This is a genomic window from Petrotoga sp. DB-2, from assembly GCF_054051725.1.
Genome location: NZ_JBSVZD010000020.1, coordinates 1 through 17214, shown reverse-complemented (window position 1 = coordinate 17214; position 17214 = coordinate 1). Strand labels below are relative to the sequence as shown.

Below are 17214 nucleotides of genomic sequence, written 5' to 3'. Positions count from 1 at the left end.
TCAAGGTCAAAATCATTTAAAAACATTGTTTGCGTGGTACATCGTTTGCTACGCAAACGAGATTTTGGGAAACATTTCTAAAGCATTGCAAACAAACCATTTTGCACAGATCAGCAAAAAGCTTTTTGCATAAAACGGCAAAAGGGCTCCGCCCTGTAACCTGCAGCTTTGTATGATTAAGCTTGCTCTTTCAACTTTTCTTTTAGGTATTCTAAAGCTAATATATATCCATAGAATCCTAGTCCAGATATGACCCCATCGCATGAGGAAGAGGTAACAGATGTTTGCCTAAAACTTTCCCTTGCCATGATATTTGTTAGATGAACCTCCACTTTTGGCACATTTACAATTTCCAAGGCATCTCTTATCGCATAAGAATAATGTGTATAAGCACCTGGATTGATTATTAAAGCTTCAAAATCCAATTTTTGAATTCTATCTATGATTTGACCTTCTGAGTTTGATTGAAAAAACTCCACATCTATACTATTATTTTGTGCAAAATGGTTTATCTGGTTTTTTAAGTCTCCATAGGTTTCAGTTCCATAGATACCTTTAGGACGTTTCCCCAACATATTCAAGTTAGGACCATTTATTATCAGAATCAAAAGATTTCACCTTCTTTTATTTTGATTTCTTCTATTATGACATTTCCCGGTGACTTTAAAATTGGCAGCTTTATTTTTTGATTTACACCTATTTTTTTGTCATTTGATAAATAATAATATATGTCTTTTTCTCCTATTTGAATGTTTTTAACTTTTTCAGGAACAAGTGTTTCTAATGTGTCTTTAATTTCTAGATAATCTTTTTCTTTCAAATATTTTTTCTTGTAGAAAAATTCTATTTCTTTGATCAAACCCCATCCTACCGATAAACCATGTGCGATTCCTGTAGTGGCTTCAAAGGCGTGACCTAAAGTGTGTCCAAGATTCAAACAACTTCTCAACCCCGTATCTTTGAAATCTTGTTCCACTATACGAAGTTTTTCCTCTACGGATCTTTTAATAAAAAAAGATAATTTATATAGATTCCTGTTGAGTATTTCTTGCAAATTCTCTTTAAAGTACTTATAAAAATCATTCCCTGAGATCAATGCCATTTTATAACCTTCGATTAAACCTTCTATGAATGTTTCGTCATCTAAAGATAATATGGAAAGCGGATCTATAACCACTTCTTTGGGTAAGTTTATCGTTCCCACGACATTTTTGTATTTTTTGAAATCTATTCCATTTTTTCCGCCTATTGCAGCATCGATCTGAGAAAGAAGTGTGGTAGGGTAAAATGAAAAGTTCATTCCTCTTTTGTAAGTGGAGCCAACAAAACCTGTAAAATCGGTTATAGTTCCTCCACCAATCCCAAGAAGTAAGTTATCTCTAGAAACATTATTTTCAAGTAGATATTCGTAAGCCCTTATTACAAAAGAGATGTCTTTTGTTTTTTCCCCGTTCGGTAAGACAAGTTTTTTCTGTGGCAGGTACTCTCCGTATAGTTCATTGACCTTTTCGCTGGTAAAAACTATGGAATCTGGGGGGAGAGACTTTAGGCTTCCCGCATTTATTGATACTTTTTGAAAAGATGAATCTATTTCAGCGTTGTTTTTGATATCGTATTGGTAGAGGATTTTAGCAACCGATTCCCATTCGGTTAAATTTGTGATATCGACCGTTTTGAATTGTTCGTATAATTCTTTTCGATCTTGGTATATCTTTATAATATTTTCTTTGTTGTTTGCTAGAAGGGGCCTATTTTCTAAACTTACACGATCTTTAAGCTTTTCAGGAGCGACACTCAGGTATATGGCATTTTCTTTTTTCAATATGGTTCTATTTTTAGGGTTTAAGATTATTCCTCCTCCAGTTGATACAACTATGGATTGAGTATTTTCAGCTAATTTTTCGAGAATATCGCTTTCCAATTTCCTGAAGTATTCTTCACCGTATCTTTCAAAGATGTCTTTTATTTTAAGATTTTCGTTTTTTTCGATTTCTTCATCTATGTCGATATGAGATATGGAAAGCACTTTTGAAATCTTTTTTGCAAGGGTAGTTTTTCCAGACCCCATCATTCCTACTAAGAAAATTTTCATCGAATATCACCATATTTCTTGAAGTATCTGTCTTTTATGAGTTCAATATTATCGTTTCCAAATCCGTCTATAATTTCTTCCATTAATATAATAGCAATGGTACATTCTGTTATTACCGTCGCAGCAGGAATAACAACAGAATCAGATCTTATGTAAGGTGCTTCTTTTGGTTCTTTGGTTTTAAGATCAACAGAAGGAAGAGGATTTGCAAGTGTAGAAATAGGTTTGAAGTATGTAGTGACCATTATATTTTCTCCATTGGTTATCCCTGCTTCTATTCCACCTGCGTAATTCTTCGTTCTGCGTATATCACTATTTTCCACTTTGAAAGAATCTTGGAATTCAGATCCAGGGATACTCACATCTTCTTTGCCTATAAAAACCCCTTTCACAGAAGGGATCGACATAAAGTATTTTCCTATTTTTGAATCAACTCTGTTCAAAACATCGGCGTAACTTCCCAATCCAGGTTTCACATTTGTGGCGAATGTTGTTACACTGCCTCCCAAGGTGGTTGCTTTTTTTAGGGCATTTTCTTTTATTTCTTCCATCATTTTTACAGAAATATCTTCAAAAGGACATTGAACTTCTGATTCATTTCTTTTTTGGATATAGTAAGTGAAATCTTTTTGGATTTCTTCAAACCTTTCTTCTTCGACACTAACTTTTCCAATCGATTTTACAAAACTCGTCGTTGTTATACCAAAATTTTCAAGAAATTGTTTGGCAACGCTCCCTATCGCAGTAAGTACACTTGTCCAGCGTGCGCTGTTCCTTTCCGTGTATATATTCAGATCATCTAATCCGTATTTATACCAACAAGAATAATCCCCATGCCCAGGTCTTGGAATATGTCTTTCTTCTTTGATAGGATTTTTTGCTTTGTTGTTTATGATTAAAACCAGTGGAGCCCCAGTGGTTATTCCTTCCCATAATCCTGAAACGATGATTACTTCATCTTTTTCTAATTTCATCCTGTTCCCACGACCGTACCCTAACTGTCTTCTTCTTAGATCAGTGTTTATTTTTTCTATATCCATTTTTAACCCTGCTGGTATTTCTTCTATTAATCCAATCATCTGTGGACCATGTGAGTCTCCAGCTATCTTTACTTGCATTTTATTCACCTCGAGCAAAAGTTTTAAAAGTTTCATCGAATATTTCTGGGGTATGAATATGCCATATCTTCAAATTTTCTACCGCCTGATGGTACCAAAAAGTGCGTCCATCTATACATTTGATATTGTTTTCTTTTGCAATCTTTTGGAGAGGGGTATTATTGTAAACAATATCGTAAATTAAAGATAGGTTGGAAAGGTCACTAACTTCTAAATTAAATGATTCTCCAAACATTCCAATAGAAGTGGCGTTTATGAAGGTTTTAGAAGTACGGATTATGCTTTGTAGGCTATCAAAAGATTCCATTTTTATATCTATTTTTGACAAGAAAAGTTTTTTCAATTTTTCCGCTTTTTCAACCGTTCGATTCACAAGAAACAACTTTCTTATGCCCATTTTGTATAAAGCGTAGATGATAGATTTACTCGCACCACCCGCTCCAACTAAGACGATCGGTTCTTTCAGTATTGATGAATTTAACGAGTTATAAAAGCCTTTCCAATCTGTGTTGTAACCTTTATTATTGAAAATGCAGTTAACCGCATTTATTTCTTTAGCTTCTTCTACTGGTTCGACATATTTAATCACTTTTTCTTTGAATGGAACAGTAACGTTGAGTCCATCGTAAGAATCAATATATTTGTTAATTTCATCGTCAAAATTATCAGGTACTATGACTATATCTTCATATACAGCATCGATATTAGCTTTTTTAAAATATTCATTAAAAACCTTTTTTGATAAGCTTTCTTTGTGGGGGTATTCTAATAATCCAAATTTTTTCATCATATACACCTTATCTTCTCAAAAATCTCTGTAAATTCTGGGAAAGATATATTCACACATTCAAAATTATCAATTTCTATAGGATTATCTGCTATCAATCCGGCTATAGCAAGCGACATTGCTATTCTATGGTCGTTGTAACTTTCACAAGTACAGTTCCCTCGTATTCTTTGGCCTCCGATTATATCAAAACCATCTTCTTTTTCTAAAACATCTATGCCCAATTTTTTTAATTCGCTGGTGATAGCCCTTATTCTATCTGTTTCTTTGTAACGTAATTCTTTTGCATCTTGTATAGTTGTTTTTCCTTTGGCTTGGGTAGCAGCTATCGCCAATATAGGGATTTCATCGATAATCAAAGGAATCATCTCACCTTTTATTTCAACGCCCTGTAACGAACTACTTTTTACGAGTAAGTCTCCAACCGGCTCATTGCTTAATGTTTTTTCATTGACTACCTTTATATCCGCTCCCATCATCTTCAATACGGATAATATACCTGTTCTGGTAGGGTTGATTCCCACATTTTTTATTAATAATGTCGAGTTTTTTGTTATAAGGGCAGCAACTATGAAAAAAGATGCAGATGATATATCACCCGGCACAAAGAACTCCCGACCTTTTAGATTGTTAGTAAGACCTTGGATAGCAACGGTTGTATCTTTTTGAGTGATATTGGCACCAAAATATTTTAACATTCTTTCCGTATGATCACGAGATTTGGCAGGTTCTATTACTTGAGTTTCTCCTTTTGCATACAAAGCTGCCAACAAAATTGCAGATTTAACTTGGGCACTTGCAACTGGAGTTTTATAAGCAATGGGGGATATATCTTTCGTCCCCAATATTGTGATGGGAGCAAATTCGCCATTTTTCCTCGCAAAAAAGCGTCCACCCATTTTGCTTAGTGGATCTATGACTCTTTTCATAGGCCTTTCCCTCAAAGAGTCGTCTCCTGTAATTACACTGTAAAAATTTTGAGCCGATAACACACCCATCATTAAGCGCGTTGTTGTACCAGAGTTTTTTGCGTTTAGAACGTTGGATGGTTCAATGAAATTATCTTTTCCCTTACCCTCTACAATTACCTCATCTTCGCTAATTTGTTTAATATTGGCGCCTATTGAATTTAATATATTTAACGTACTTAAGGTATCTTCAGAACTTAAAAAGTTGTGTATTTTTGTTTCACCTTCAGCGAGGGAACCAATGATTAGTGCCCTGTGTGATATTGATTTATCACCTGGTAGGGTGATCTCTGTATTTATATTTTCTGTTGGAGTTACTTCAATTTTCATCTTTACCTCCTCGTACTTCGTTTTTTGCCTCCCCTAGAAATTTTGAAAACTTTATAAATAGCGCCCTTTCACCCCGCTCCCCGCCCTTTTAAGGAAGGGACCTGCGGTCCCAAAACCAGCAGCCCACCCTTTGCCTTTACAACTCAAATTTACTGATTTTGCTCAAATCATCTTTTATTTCATTGTATTTATCTTCGATTAAATTCTTCTTGAAGGCAGTTAACTCTTTTTCAAAATTCTCTATGGCACGCAGTATATTCTCTTTGTTTTGTTTGAATATATCGATCCACATTTGGGGATCGCTTTTTGATAACCTTGTTGTGTCTTTAAAACCAGTTCCGACTAATTTTAGATAATTTTCATTATCTTCTTTTAAATTCATCAGAGTTTTTACTAGATAATAAGAAATTATCTGAGGCAGATGACTTGTTGCTGAGAGAATTTCATCGTGAGTTTCGGCATCTATTATTATTGGAATGGCTCCGATTTTTGTGATCAACCTTTCAAACTTATTAAAATATACTTGATCACAATTTGCGCTTTTTATCAATATATATTTTTTCCCTTTGAATAAATCCGCCTTGGCGTTTAATGGACCAGACTTTTCGGATCCTGCCAATGGATGACCGCCTATGAAATTGACCCTTTTGTTTTTAAAACTATCAAAGAGTTGCGTAATTTTATATTTCGTACTACCCACATCGGTTACAACTGTATTTTCTTTTACTAGACTAATTGTATCATGTAAAATACTTTTTGTACTTTCTACAGGCGTTGCAAAAATTATTAAATCTGCTTTTGAAATATCTGATATTTTCGCAGGTTCATCGATAGCTCCTAACTTTAAAGCTTCTTTTAAAGAATTATTATCGATATCGTATCCAATGATATTTCTTACTTCTTTTGTTTCTTTAAAGGCTAGGGCTAATGAAGTTCCAATTAATCCAGTGCCAAGAATTATCGTGGTGTCAAATAACATTAATCGTTCCTCCAATGACAGTATAGTATGTGTCTTAGGCCAAGATTTTATTGTCTATTTCTAATAAGGCTTTTATTTGATCCATTAATTCACTGAATTGCTCAAAATTTAGAGATTGCTTACCATCAGAGAGAGCGTTTTTAGGATCCGGATGTACTTCTATTATTAACCCATCTGCACCAGCGGCTACAGCAGCTTTTGATAGAGGAGCGACGTACCTCCAATCTCCACTAGCGTGGCTGGGATCAATAATAATAGGTAAATGACTGTATCTTTTGATTACAGGTATTGCACTGATGTCCAATGTATTTCTTGTTTCATCAGTAAATGTTCTAATTCCTCTTTCACACAGTATAACTTGGTTGTTTCCTTCAGAAATGATATATTCTGCCGACATTAAAAATTCTTTATATGTAGCTGATAAACCCCTTTTGAGTAAAACTGGCTTGTTAAGCTTGCCTACTTCTTTTAAAAGAGCAAAATTTTGCATGTTTCTTGTTCCTATTTGTAAAACATCGGCATATTTTGAAACCAACTCGACCTCTCTGGTGTCCATAACTTCTGTAACTATCTTTAGACCAGTTTCATCACTTACTTCTTTTAGAATCTTCAGGCCTTCCTCTTTTAAGCCTTGAAAAGAATATGGAGAGGTTCTTGGTTTATAAGCTCCCCCTCTTAGGAATTTAACCCCTTTCTCTTTTAAGAATAGAGCGGTTTCTAAAACCTGTTTTTTACTTTCTACTGCACAAGGTCCAGCAATCGTTAAAAAATTTTCTCCTCCTATTTTTATCCCTCCTATGTCGTATATTGAGTCTTTAGATTTGAATGTTCTACTAGCTAATTTGAAAGGTTGAGTTATCTCTACAACCCTTTCAACCCCTGGGAAAGTTTCGATATTGTTTAAAATGTATTCCCTGTCACCTTCCCCTACTACCCCAACAATCGTGTGATTTTCTCCTTTATCAGGATGAGCTTTAAAACCTACTTCTTCCACCTTTTGAATAACATTTCTAACTTCTTCTTCTGTTGCATTTTCCTCCATTACGATCACCACCCGAATTCACCTCCAAATTTTAAAAATATTGTCTTTAGAGATTCTAAAGTTTGTTTTAGCGCCCCTTCGCCCCCTTAATTTATTTTCAAAGTATTTATAAAAAAAAATAGGTGTCTACTAAAAGAGTAGACACCCATTTTGGAATCTTTGTGGACTAAGTTTTTATACGACAAAACAAAGCCACCAAAATGGGTGTCTTACTAAAATACCAATAATATTTATTTTGATTTTCGATTAAGACCTTTGTAATCATTTTTGCTCTCTCCTCAACTTTCCTTTAAAATTATTTTATCAGGAAAAAATATTTTTGTCAACTAAAAAAGTGTTTTTTTCTCTATAATTCAAAATTTATAGGCATAAAAGTATACACTTCTGTAAAATAGACTAAATGAAAAGGTGCTAAAATTCTTTATGAAATGTAGATTTTAAAATGCTTATTTACAAAGTAAATGGAGGTGAATAATCATGTTTTATACTACTATGTTATTGTTAATCCCACCATTGATATTAGCTATCTGGGCTCAAGCAAGAGTTAGTAGCACTTTCAACAAATATTCTCGAGTAAAGGCATCAATTGGAGAGCCAGGCTATATGTTTGCCAGAAGATTACTTGATTCTGTTGGGTTGTATGATGTTAAAGTCGAAAGAGTAAGAGGTACTTTGAGTGATCATTATGACCCTACCCAAAAAGTATTGAGACTTTCTGACTCCACTTATAACAGTTCATCTATAGCTGCTTTGGGTGTGGTAGCTCACGAAGCAGGTCATGCTATACAACATGCTAAGGGTTATAAACCTTTAATTCTTAGGAATCTGGCTGTGCCGTTGGCAGGTTTTGGTTCTAATATGGCGTGGATTATATTCTTTATTGGACTTATTTTTTCTACACCTTTTTTACTTAATGCTGGAATTTTCTTGTTTCTTTTCGTGGTTTTATTTTCAGTTATAACCTTGCCGGTTGAGTTTAATGCCAGTAGTAGGGCTTTGAAACTTTTACCCGTTATGGGAATGTCCAAAGAGGAAGTAGCAGGTGCAAAAAAGGTGTTATCAGCCGCAGCGTTAACCTATGTGGCAGCTGCGTTGATGGCGATTGCTCAACTTTTAAGAATGCTAGCGTTAGCTGGTTCAAGAAATTAAGGTATATCCTCTATGATTTGCAAAAGATGGATACTGTATGGAAGAGTTCAAGGTGTTGGTTTAAGACATTTTTTAAGAGTGCATGGAGTAAGGCTTCAACTTGAGGGGTATGTTAGAAACTTACCTGACGGTTCGGTTGAGGTGGTTGCCCAAGGTGAAGAAGAAAAAGTTTTGAAACTAAAAAAAATTATCCTACAAGGAAATGGGTTCAGTAGATTAGAAGATATTCAAGAAGAAGATTTCCCCATAGGGAATTATGAAAGTTTTCATATAGAATATTGAATCAAAATAGAGGCGAATAGCCTCTATTTTTTTACCATACTTTCAAACTTTTTGTAAAGCTTTTTATTTCTTTAAGCAATTTAGCTTTGTCATCGCTGCTTTCATCGATTATTTTTATTAGGGCGCTACCTACAATTATTCCATCGAAATACTCAATAATATTTTTAGCCTTTGTCGGGCTATCTATTCCAAAACCGATGGCTAAAGGAATGTCAATATACTTTCTCACTCTTTGTGAGTACTCTTTCAAATGCTCCATAGGTGCTTGGCTATCGCCTGTTACCCCCATAATTGATACACAGTACAGAAATCCAGAACATACCTTAGATATTTCTTTTAGTCGCTCTTCAGAGGTATTTGGAGCAACCAGTAAAATAGGATCGATACCGTTTTCTTTTATTTTTGCGTAAAATTCTTCTTCTTCGTCAAAAGGCAAATCTGGAATTATTACCCCAGAGATACTCGTATTTACAGCGTCTGTTATAAAATTGTCGATACCATAATTGAGAATTGAGTTGTAATAACCCATTAAAACGAGTGGGCAAGTAACATCTTCTTTGATTTCATTCAGGGCTTCAAAAATTTTTTTAAGGGTAATCCCATTTTTTAAAGCTTTTTGGCTTGCTTTTTGAATTATTGGCCCATCGGCTAAAGGATCAGAAAAAGGTATTCCTACCTCTATAATATCAACACCATCTTTGTTCAATTCTAATATAATTTCTTTTGTAGCCTCTAAGCTTGGATCTCCGGCTGTTACATAGGTGATTAAAGCCTTTTTATTTTTGAATGCTTCACTTATTTTGCTCATTCTATTACCTCCCTACCAAGCTTTCTATAAGAATCTACATCTTTGTCTCCTCTTCCAGAAAGATTTATCATCATGATTTTATCTTTATCGAGTGAGGGTGCAATTTTCATAGCGTAGGCGATTGCATGAGAACTTTCAAATGCTGGGATGATTCCCTCCAATTTCGTTAAAAGTTCGAAACCTTGCAACGCTTCTTCATCTGTTATGGATACGTACTGAGCTCTTTTTTCATCGTGTAAATAACTATGTTCAGGTCCTACACCCGGATAATCTAAACCTGCAGAAATAGAATATGCAAGTTGAATTTGACCGTCTTCATCTTGTAAAACGTAAGATTTACTCCCGTGAAGTACACCTATTTTCCCCGCAGTCAAGGAAGCTGCATGTTGCCCAGTTTCTAATCCTTTCCCTGCGGCTTCCACTCCTATCAATTCAACATCTTTATCTTCTATAAAAGGGTAAAATATACCCATAGCGTTACTGCCTCCGCCAACACATGCAACTATATAATCAGGCAGCCTTCCTTCTTTTTCTAAAATCTGATTTTTAGATTCATCACCAATAACCCTTTGAAAATCTCTAACTATTTTAGGATATGGATGTGGCCCTACAACAGAGCCTATAACGTAGTGCGTGTTTTCAACGTTTGTAACCCAGTCTCTAATAGCTTCATTTATGGCTTCCTTTAAAGTTTGACTACCACTGTATACAGGCACTACTTTTGCTCCCAACATCTTCATTTTATATACGTTGAGGGCTTGCCTTTCAATATCTTCTGCCCCCATGTAAACTACACATTCCAAACCAAATCTAGCAGCAGCGGTCGCTGTTGCTACACCATGCTGGCCTGCACCGGTCTCTGCTATTATTCTTTTTTTATTCATTTTTTTTGCAAGTAATACTTGCCCCAACGCGTTATTTATTTTGTGTGCTCCTGTATGATTTAAATCTTCTCTTTTTAGATATATCTTTGGACCATTAAGGTATTCTGTAAATCTTTCAGCAAAATATAAAGGGGTAGGCCTTCCACAGTAATCTTTCAACAAACCTTGGTATTCGTCTATAAAATCAGGATCTTTTGAATATTTTTCGTGAGCTTCCTCCAATTCTTCAAGTGCCGGAATTAACGTTTCTGGAACGTATTTACCTCCATACTGACCAAAATAAGCCTTTTTCATAAAATTTCATCCTCCTTCTTGTTTTTTGCAATTTAAAAGTTTGTTATAGCACCCCTTCGCCCCGCTCCCCACCCTTCTTTAGAAAGGGACCTGAGGTCCCTAACCCAGTGGGGGGTGGACGGCTCCGCCCTGTGACCCTTTTAAAATCAAAATCTTGTTTCTAAAACGTGCGTTAAAGACCTTTGCCCCGCTCCCCACCCTTTTAAGATTATCAGTTTATTTCTAAATTTTTTATCTTATCAATAGTTTCTTTTATTGATCTAATATCTTTTTTACCTGGATACAATTCAACTTTACTGTTTAGATCAACAGCATTGGGTTTGATTGTTTTTATAGCTTCAACTACGTTTTCTGGGCTCAAACCACCGGCTAAGATGAACGGCTTTTTTATATTAGCTTCTTTTAAAATCTCCCAATTGAAAGTATGCCCTGTACCACCTATCTTTTCACCAATTTTTGTATCAAATAAGAAGTAATCCACAAAATCATTGTACTTGGATATTTCTTCCAAAGAACTCTTATTTTCAATTTTAATAGCTTTTATTGTTTTTAACTTGCAATTTTTAATTATATTTGCATCTTCTGATCCGTGAAATTGAACGTAATCAAATACTTTACTTCTTTCAATTTTTTCTATTTCTTCTTTATTAGGATTGACTACTACAGCTACTCTGCTTACAAAGGGAGGTAACTCTTTAGATATTTCAAGAATCTTTGATAATTCAACTTTTCTCGGGCTTTCGGCTAAAATGAAACCTAAAGCATCTACCCCAGCTTTGGATATGTTAATGGCGTCTTCAATGTTTGTGATCCCACAAACTTTTATCCTGATCACTGCAAATTACTCCTTTTTTCTGGAAATAGTTCTCCAATCTTCGAAACAGGATCGTTTTCTTTCATTAGAGTTTCTCCTATTAATACCCCATCTACTTCTAAACTTCTAAGGTAATCGATGTCACTTTTTTCTTTAATCCCACTTTCTGAAATAACATAAAAATCCTTACGTTTATCTAATTTTTCAAGTTCTTCAAGTAGTTTTTCAGTGTTTCGTAGGCTAACAGAAAAATCATTTAAATCCCTATTATTTATTCCCAATATTTCAGTTTCGGTATCTAAAACCTTTATTAATTCTTGGCGGTTATGAACTTCGACTATGGCTTCTAAACCTATATCTTTTGATATCTTAAGAAAATCAGAGATCTCTTTTTTTGTTAGTATTGAAGCTATGAGTAAAATAACGTTGGCTCCCAGAAATAATGACTGGTAAATCTGTATGGGATCGATTATGAAATCTTTTCTTAAAATAGGAAGATTTGTTTTGGCTCTTAATTCTTTTAAAATTTTTGTACTACCTTGAAAATATTTTTCATCAGTTAGAATAGAAATAGCATCTGCGCCACCTTTTATATATAACTCTAACTGCCTTTGTGGGTCAAAATTCGTTGAAATGATTCCTTTACTTGGTGAGGCTTTTTTGATTTCCGCTATTAAAGTTAATTTTCCTTTTTGGAAGGAGTCTTTTAAGGAGATTTTCTTTTCTTTTAGCTTTGCTACTTCTTCCTTTTTTGTTTCTACTATTTTTTCTAAATACATCTTTTCCTCCTTTATCAGAATTTTTCACTATTTTAGCGCCCCTTCGCCCCGCAGCCCGCCCTTTAAGGAAGGGACCTGCTGGTCCCTTAACCCAACTTGTCTACCATTATGGAAGGGACCTGCGGTCCCTAGCTCAGTGGAGGTGGAGGGCTCCGCCCTGTGACCCTTTAAAAAAAAGATTTTTTGTGAACTACTGTTTAATATATGTTTGTGCCCCTTTGTTTATTTCACTGCCCTTTTATTCTAGGGAAATTTAGGAAGTTTTTGCTTGTAAAGATAGAAAGTTAGTAAACTCTACCATCTCTTCCAATTTTTTCATCGCTTTTCCACTATCAATTATCTCTTGTGCATAACTAATGCCTTCTTCTAAACTGTTGACTTTGTTTGCCACATATAACCCGGCTGCCGAATTCAAAACGACCACATCCCTTTTGGGACCCATTTCACCGTTAAATATGTTTAATATTATTCTTCTATTTTCTTCTGCGCTTCCGCCTTGGATCTCTTGTATGCTGCATTTTTTCAGCCCTAAATCTTCCGGGGATATTTCTAACTTTTCTATCTTACCTTCATTTAAAAACGCCACTTTATTCTTTCCTGACAGAGAAAATTCATCTATGCCTTCCGAACCATGAACAACCATCGCTCTTTTAACTCCCAAGTTATTCAAAACCTCTGCTATGGGGTAAACCAACTTTGGATCGTATATACCCATTAATTGATATTTTACATTTGCAGGATTCGTTAAGGGTCCTAATACGTTAAAAATGGTTCTTATTCCTAATTCTTTTCTTGGTACAGCAGCATGTTTAGTAGCTTTATGAAAATCTTGAGCAAAAAGAAAGGCTATATTTATCTCTTTCAAACATTTTTCAACTGAAGAAGGGGGTAATGATATATTGACTCCAAGAGATTCTAAAACATCAGCACTCCCACTTTTACTTGATACAGATCTGTTACCGTGTTTTGCAACAGCCACTCCAGCTGCTGCCAAGATAAAGGCTACAGCGGTAGAAATGTTGAAGGTTCCCTTAGCATCTCCACCTGTTCCACATGTATCCATAAGTTCGCCACTTTCAATACTTATTGGTGTTGCTTTTTCTTTCATAACTTTTGCACTTGCTGTGATTTCTTCCACCGTTTCTCCTTTCATATGCAGAGCAACTAAAAAACCAGAAAGTTGACTGTGAGTTACTTTACCTTCCATAATCATTTCCATCGCCTGTTCCATCTCGTCCAAACTCAAATTTTCACCTTTTACAACTTTTTGAAGATAGTAATTAAACATAGCTGACACCCCTTTCAACTTTAATATTTATAAAATTCTCTATTAATCTCGGTCCCACTGTTGTTAATATAGATTCTGGATGGAATTGTACCCCATATATTTGGTAACTAATGTGCCTTAAGGCCATGATCTCTCCGTCTTGTGTAGAGGCGGTTATTTTTAATTCTTTCGGGAACATCTCGTTTGACACGATAAGTGAATGATATCTGGTAGCTTCAAAGGGGCTATCTATACCTTGAAATATATCCTTTTTTTCTTTGATATATATCTTAGAAGTCTTTCCATGGAATATCTCTTTTGCTCTGACAACCTTTCCATTGAAAGCCTCGGCAATACACTGATGGCCTAAACAGATTCCAAGAATTGGCACAACCCCCTTAAAGTACTTAATCATTTCAATGGAAATTCCTGCATCTTTGGGAACACCTGGACCCGGAGAAATTATTATGTGAGAAGGCTTGAGCATTTCAATATCTTTTACAGTTATTTTGTCGTTTCTATAGACCAAAACATCATCGAACTCACACGCTGTTTGATATATGTTGTAGGTGAATGAGTCGTAATTGTCTATCAAAAGAATCATCTCAACAATCCCCCTTTTCTAAAGATTTGAACATTGCCATCGCCTTGTTGACTGTTTCATAATACTCATTTTCACCGATGGAATAAGACACTATACCAGCACCAGCTTGTATCCTTACTTCATTTTCTTTGCAAACCATCGTCCTGATTGCGATACTTGTATCTAAATTTCCTTTTGTATCAATGTATCCAACTACACCGGCATAGATTTCTCTTGGTTCGTCTTCCAATTCATCAATTATTTCAATTGCCCTAATCTTTGGTGCTCCTGATACAGTCCCCGCTGGGAACAAAGATTTTAATACATCAAGTGAGTTTAAATAATCCTTTTTTAAACCTTCAACTTGCGAATAGATGTGCATCACATGCGAATATTTTTCAATTCCAAAAAATTTTGTAACCTTAACACTTCCTTCTTTACATACCCTGCCTAAATCGTTCCTTGCAAGATCAACCAGCATTATGTGTTCTGCCCTTTCTTTCTCATCACTTAAGAGTTCTTTTTCTATGGCTTCATCTGCTTGGGGACTTTCTCCTCTCTTTCTTGTACCAGCAAGGGGCCTGGTGATTACTCTTTGCCCTTCAACTTTTACGAGCATTTCTGGAGAAGAGCCAATAATGGTTGCTTCTGGAAAATTAAGATAAAACATGTAAGGTGAAGGGTTTATCTTTCTCAGATTTTCATATATTTCAAAAGGATGTTGCGTTATTTTGCAAGAAAACCTTTGAGATAAGACGATTTGAAAAGCCTCACCAGCGTTTATATAATTTTTTGTTTTTTCTACTTTTTCAATGAATTCTTCTTTACTTGTGTGGTGTTTGATCTTCAATTTGACTCGATCTTTGTTTTTTTCTTCTTCCTTTTGAGTAGAAGTTTTTTCCAAATCTTTTAATATCTTATGATTTTCATGTTTAGCCAAAGAAATTCGACTTTCTATATCTTCTTCTGATCCATTATCAACAACATTTACCAAATACCCCACTTTTTCACTTTGATCTAATATCAAAGAGATTCTTGGAAACACTAAGATAGATAGTGGTAAATCTCCATGTTTGAGATCTTTATCCATTTCATTATGGTATATATCTTCCCAAATAGAAATAATCTCATAACCGAAGTATCCGACAAAACTTGCAAATAAATCTGGGATATTTATAATACTTTCATACTGAATACTTTCTAACTGTTCCTTTAAAAAAGATATATAATCTGTACTTTCATCGAGAAAAGTTTTGCCTTTTTCAAAAAAATTAAGTTTCGTCTTATTCTTGGCGATATAATTTAATTTCACGACTTTTAATGGAGTGATTCCTATTAAGGAATACTTTTTTTCGTTGATCGAAAGATTTTCTAATATAAACGAATATTGATTATTTAAAGCAATTTTTTTATAAATTACCGTCGGATCAGGATTTTCTAGGCTTATTTTTTCTATAACTGGTAAAATTGTTTGATTTATTACAGATTTTTTTGTAAACATATTCCCCTCCTTCTCAGCTTTAATTTTTACTAAGTTTGTGCTTTTTAAAAAAATAAAAGGAGGTCCTTTTATCCCTTTTTTAATAGGAAAAAGACCTCCTAAATTAAAAAAGGGCATCCCTCAAGGGATGCCCTTTGATTACTTTCTAGGCAGATTCACACAGGCATCCCTATCCGAGATGCCACCACCAATTAATTATATTTATTGTATTGTTTTTTAACTTGGGTGTTTTTAAAAAAAGATTTTCTTGATCAAACATGCTATTACCCCATTAATATCAATTTAATTTTAGTATAACATATTTTTCTAAGCTTGTCAAGTGAGGAGGGGCTGTATAATAAAAATGGTTGATTAGGTACTTGATAAAGAATTTGCCTTCTAGCATTATTACAATAACTTTTTTAGTTCTTCTAATGTAATACTTAGAATATTTTTCTTTATTGAGTTTATGGTTTCTTCGTTTGCTTTTCTAATCTTTTCTTCTAATCTTTTATCAAAATCTTCTTCAAACCTTTGATTGAAAATTTCTATGATTAATTCTCTTTCTCCTTCAAGTTTTCCTTCTACTTTACCTTCCAATTTAGCTTTTTCTCTGTCTCTTTTTACTATCTCTTCTAATGTGTCAAACATTTTTGGCACCTCCATTTCTTTTAGCTCTTGGTAACCGGTTTGTTAGATCCATTGGCGATGCCTATTTATAGTATGTCTGATTTTTTTATGGAGAAGTCTTTGCCTATTAGTTCAGTTTGTTCACGTTTTAAATCTGTTTCTTTTATTTGTTTTGTTATCTCTTTTGGTAGAAAGGCTTTTAGGAAATCATAGAATACGGTTCTGTCTTCAAATAATTCTTTGAATATGGAATTTTTTTAATTATACCATATGTTTTTGAAGGTGTGTTATCTTATCATATAACTCTCGTATAATGAGTTTTATAGCGCCCTTCCCCCGCTCCCCACCCATGTGGAAGAGTGATCTGCGGTCCCTTAAACCCTGTTTTTCACACATAAGGAAAAGGATCTTTGTTAGCGCCCTTCCCCCGCTCCACACCCATGTGGAAGAGGGACCTGCGGTCCCTTTCCCCACTTTTCAACCATAAGGAAAGGGGCCTGTTCCTTTTTACCCCGCGGCCCACCCGTTTTAGGAAGAAAAAGTAGGCAAGTTTGGTTTTAAAGTTTCGTGTTTTAAAATAAGAAAGGTAATGGTATAATAGGGTTGATTGAAAAACGCTTGGGAGAGAAGAAGTGTTCGTTCATAGGGGTATATATTAAGTAGTTCAAATATAAGTCCTAAGATGAAATTTGATAGGGCGCTACGTAAAAACATTTCAGAAAAAGCTCATACCGTTAACCTACAAGTTAAAAAAATATTAGTTTGTGTCATTGAGGAGGGTAATATAAAGATATATTTTTAACAATATTTAATATATTATACCATCAATTGATGGTATAATATGAGTGGTGCGCCCAGCATGCGCAGTAGCTAAGCGGTGAAAGTCCGCTGTGGGCCAGGTAGCGGGAACCACTAGTCGAAGGCAAGG

The 17214-nt window shown here is 34.8% G+C and carries 18 protein-coding genes; 2 read left to right on the top strand and 16 right to left on the bottom strand.

Annotated elements, in window-relative coordinates; all coding sequences use genetic code 11:
• Window positions 1-176: 176 nt before the first annotated feature.
• The 7 genes from aroQ to aroF all read right to left on the bottom strand — a co-directional run bounded on the left by aroQ (window position 177) and on the right by aroF (window position 7328).
• Window positions 177-608, bottom strand: a complete 432-nt coding sequence (gene aroQ, locus ACW9JY_RS07375) for a type II 3-dehydroquinate dehydratase (protein WP_457283877.1) — start codon at window positions 606-608, stop codon at window positions 177-179.
• Window positions 605-2092, bottom strand: coding sequence for a bifunctional shikimate kinase AroK/3-dehydroquinate synthase AroB (gene aroB / locus ACW9JY_RS07370; protein WP_457283876.1), 1488 nt, complete (start codon window positions 2090-2092; stop codon window positions 605-607). Before aroB ends, aroQ begins: the two co-directional genes overlap by 4 nt.
• The gene (gene aroC, locus ACW9JY_RS07365) at window positions 2089-3246 is read right to left on the bottom strand and encodes a chorismate synthase (RefSeq protein WP_457283875.1); all 1158 of its coding nucleotides are present in this window, start codon (window positions 3244-3246) and stop codon (window positions 2089-2091) included. Before aroC ends, aroB begins: the two co-directional genes overlap by 4 nt.
• Window positions 3212-4000, bottom strand: a complete 789-nt coding sequence (locus tag ACW9JY_RS07360) for a shikimate dehydrogenase family protein (RefSeq protein ID WP_457283874.1) — start codon at window positions 3998-4000, stop codon at window positions 3212-3214. The genes aroC and ACW9JY_RS07360 overlap by 35 nt, the downstream gene beginning before the upstream one ends.
• Entirely contained in the window at window positions 3997-5295 is a 1299-nt protein-coding gene (gene aroA, locus ACW9JY_RS07355) for a 3-phosphoshikimate 1-carboxyvinyltransferase (protein WP_457283873.1), read from the bottom strand. The genes ACW9JY_RS07360 and aroA overlap by 4 nt, the downstream gene beginning before the upstream one ends.
• Before the next feature lie 136 nt (window positions 5296-5431).
• Entirely contained in the window at window positions 5432-6274 is an 843-nt protein-coding gene (locus tag ACW9JY_RS07350) for a prephenate dehydrogenase (RefSeq protein WP_457283872.1), read from the bottom strand.
• Between the two features lie 34 nt (window positions 6275-6308).
• Window positions 6309-7328, bottom strand: coding sequence for a 3-deoxy-7-phosphoheptulonate synthase (gene aroF / locus ACW9JY_RS07345; protein WP_457283871.1), 1020 nt, complete (start codon window positions 7326-7328; stop codon window positions 6309-6311).
• Window positions 7329-7793: 465 nt separating this feature from the next.
• Here aroF and ACW9JY_RS07340 point away from each other — a divergent pair, with 465 nt between their 5' ends.
• Window positions 7794-8465, top strand: coding sequence for a zinc metallopeptidase (locus tag ACW9JY_RS07340; RefSeq protein WP_457283870.1), 672 nt, complete (start codon window positions 7794-7796; stop codon window positions 8463-8465).
• Window positions 8466-8477: 12 nt separating this feature from the next.
• On the top strand, window positions 8478-8747 hold the full coding sequence (locus ACW9JY_RS07335) for an acylphosphatase (RefSeq protein ID WP_103076134.1): 270 nt from the start codon (window positions 8478-8480) through the stop codon (window positions 8745-8747).
• A 31-nt stretch (window positions 8748-8778) separates the two neighbouring features.
• Here ACW9JY_RS07335 and trpA read toward each other — a convergent pair whose 3' ends face one another.
• From trpA to ACW9JY_RS07290, 9 genes are all read right to left on the bottom strand, one after another.
• On the bottom strand, window positions 8779-9555 hold the full coding sequence (gene trpA / locus ACW9JY_RS07330) for a tryptophan synthase subunit alpha (protein WP_457283869.1): 777 nt from the start codon (window positions 9553-9555) through the stop codon (window positions 8779-8781).
• The gene (trpB, locus tag ACW9JY_RS07325; protein ID WP_457283868.1) at window positions 9552-10733 is read right to left on the bottom strand and encodes a tryptophan synthase subunit beta; all 1182 of its coding nucleotides are present in this window, start codon (window positions 10731-10733) and stop codon (window positions 9552-9554) included. Before trpB ends, trpA begins: the two co-directional genes overlap by 4 nt.
• Window positions 10734-10944: 211 nt before the next feature.
• Window positions 10945-11568: a phosphoribosylanthranilate isomerase gene (locus tag ACW9JY_RS07320; protein WP_457283867.1), complete on the bottom strand. Its 624-nt coding sequence runs from the start codon at window positions 11566-11568 to the stop codon at window positions 10945-10947.
• Window positions 11565-12326 carry an indole-3-glycerol phosphate synthase TrpC gene (trpC, locus tag ACW9JY_RS07315; RefSeq protein WP_457283866.1) on the bottom strand — a complete coding sequence of 254 codons (762 nt, stop codon included), beginning with the start codon at window positions 12324-12326 and terminating at the stop codon, window positions 11565-11567. The genes ACW9JY_RS07320 and trpC overlap by 4 nt, the downstream gene beginning before the upstream one ends.
• Window positions 12327-12579: 253 nt before the next feature.
• The gene (gene trpD / locus ACW9JY_RS07310; RefSeq protein ID WP_457283865.1) at window positions 12580-13614 is read right to left on the bottom strand and encodes an anthranilate phosphoribosyltransferase; all 1035 of its coding nucleotides are present in this window, start codon (window positions 13612-13614) and stop codon (window positions 12580-12582) included.
• Complete coding sequence (locus ACW9JY_RS07305) at window positions 13607-14197, bottom strand: anthranilate synthase component II (protein WP_457283864.1); 591 nt, start codon at window positions 14195-14197, stop codon at window positions 13607-13609. The genes trpD and ACW9JY_RS07305 overlap by 8 nt, the downstream gene beginning before the upstream one ends.
• 1 nt (window position 14198) lies before the next feature.
• Window positions 14199-15677 carry an anthranilate synthase component I family protein gene (locus tag ACW9JY_RS07300; protein ID WP_457283863.1) on the bottom strand — a complete coding sequence of 493 codons (1479 nt, stop codon included), beginning with the start codon at window positions 15675-15677 and terminating at the stop codon, window positions 14199-14201.
• A 387-nt stretch (window positions 15678-16064) separates the two neighbouring features.
• The gene (locus ACW9JY_RS07295; RefSeq protein ID WP_457283862.1) at window positions 16065-16307 is read right to left on the bottom strand and encodes a hypothetical protein; all 243 of its coding nucleotides are present in this window, start codon (window positions 16305-16307) and stop codon (window positions 16065-16067) included.
• A 65-nt stretch (window positions 16308-16372) separates the two neighbouring features.
• Complete coding sequence (locus tag ACW9JY_RS07290; protein ID WP_457283891.1) at window positions 16373-16534, bottom strand: Rpn family recombination-promoting nuclease/putative transposase; 162 nt, start codon at window positions 16532-16534, stop codon at window positions 16373-16375.
• Window positions 16535-17214 lie beyond the last annotated feature (680 nt).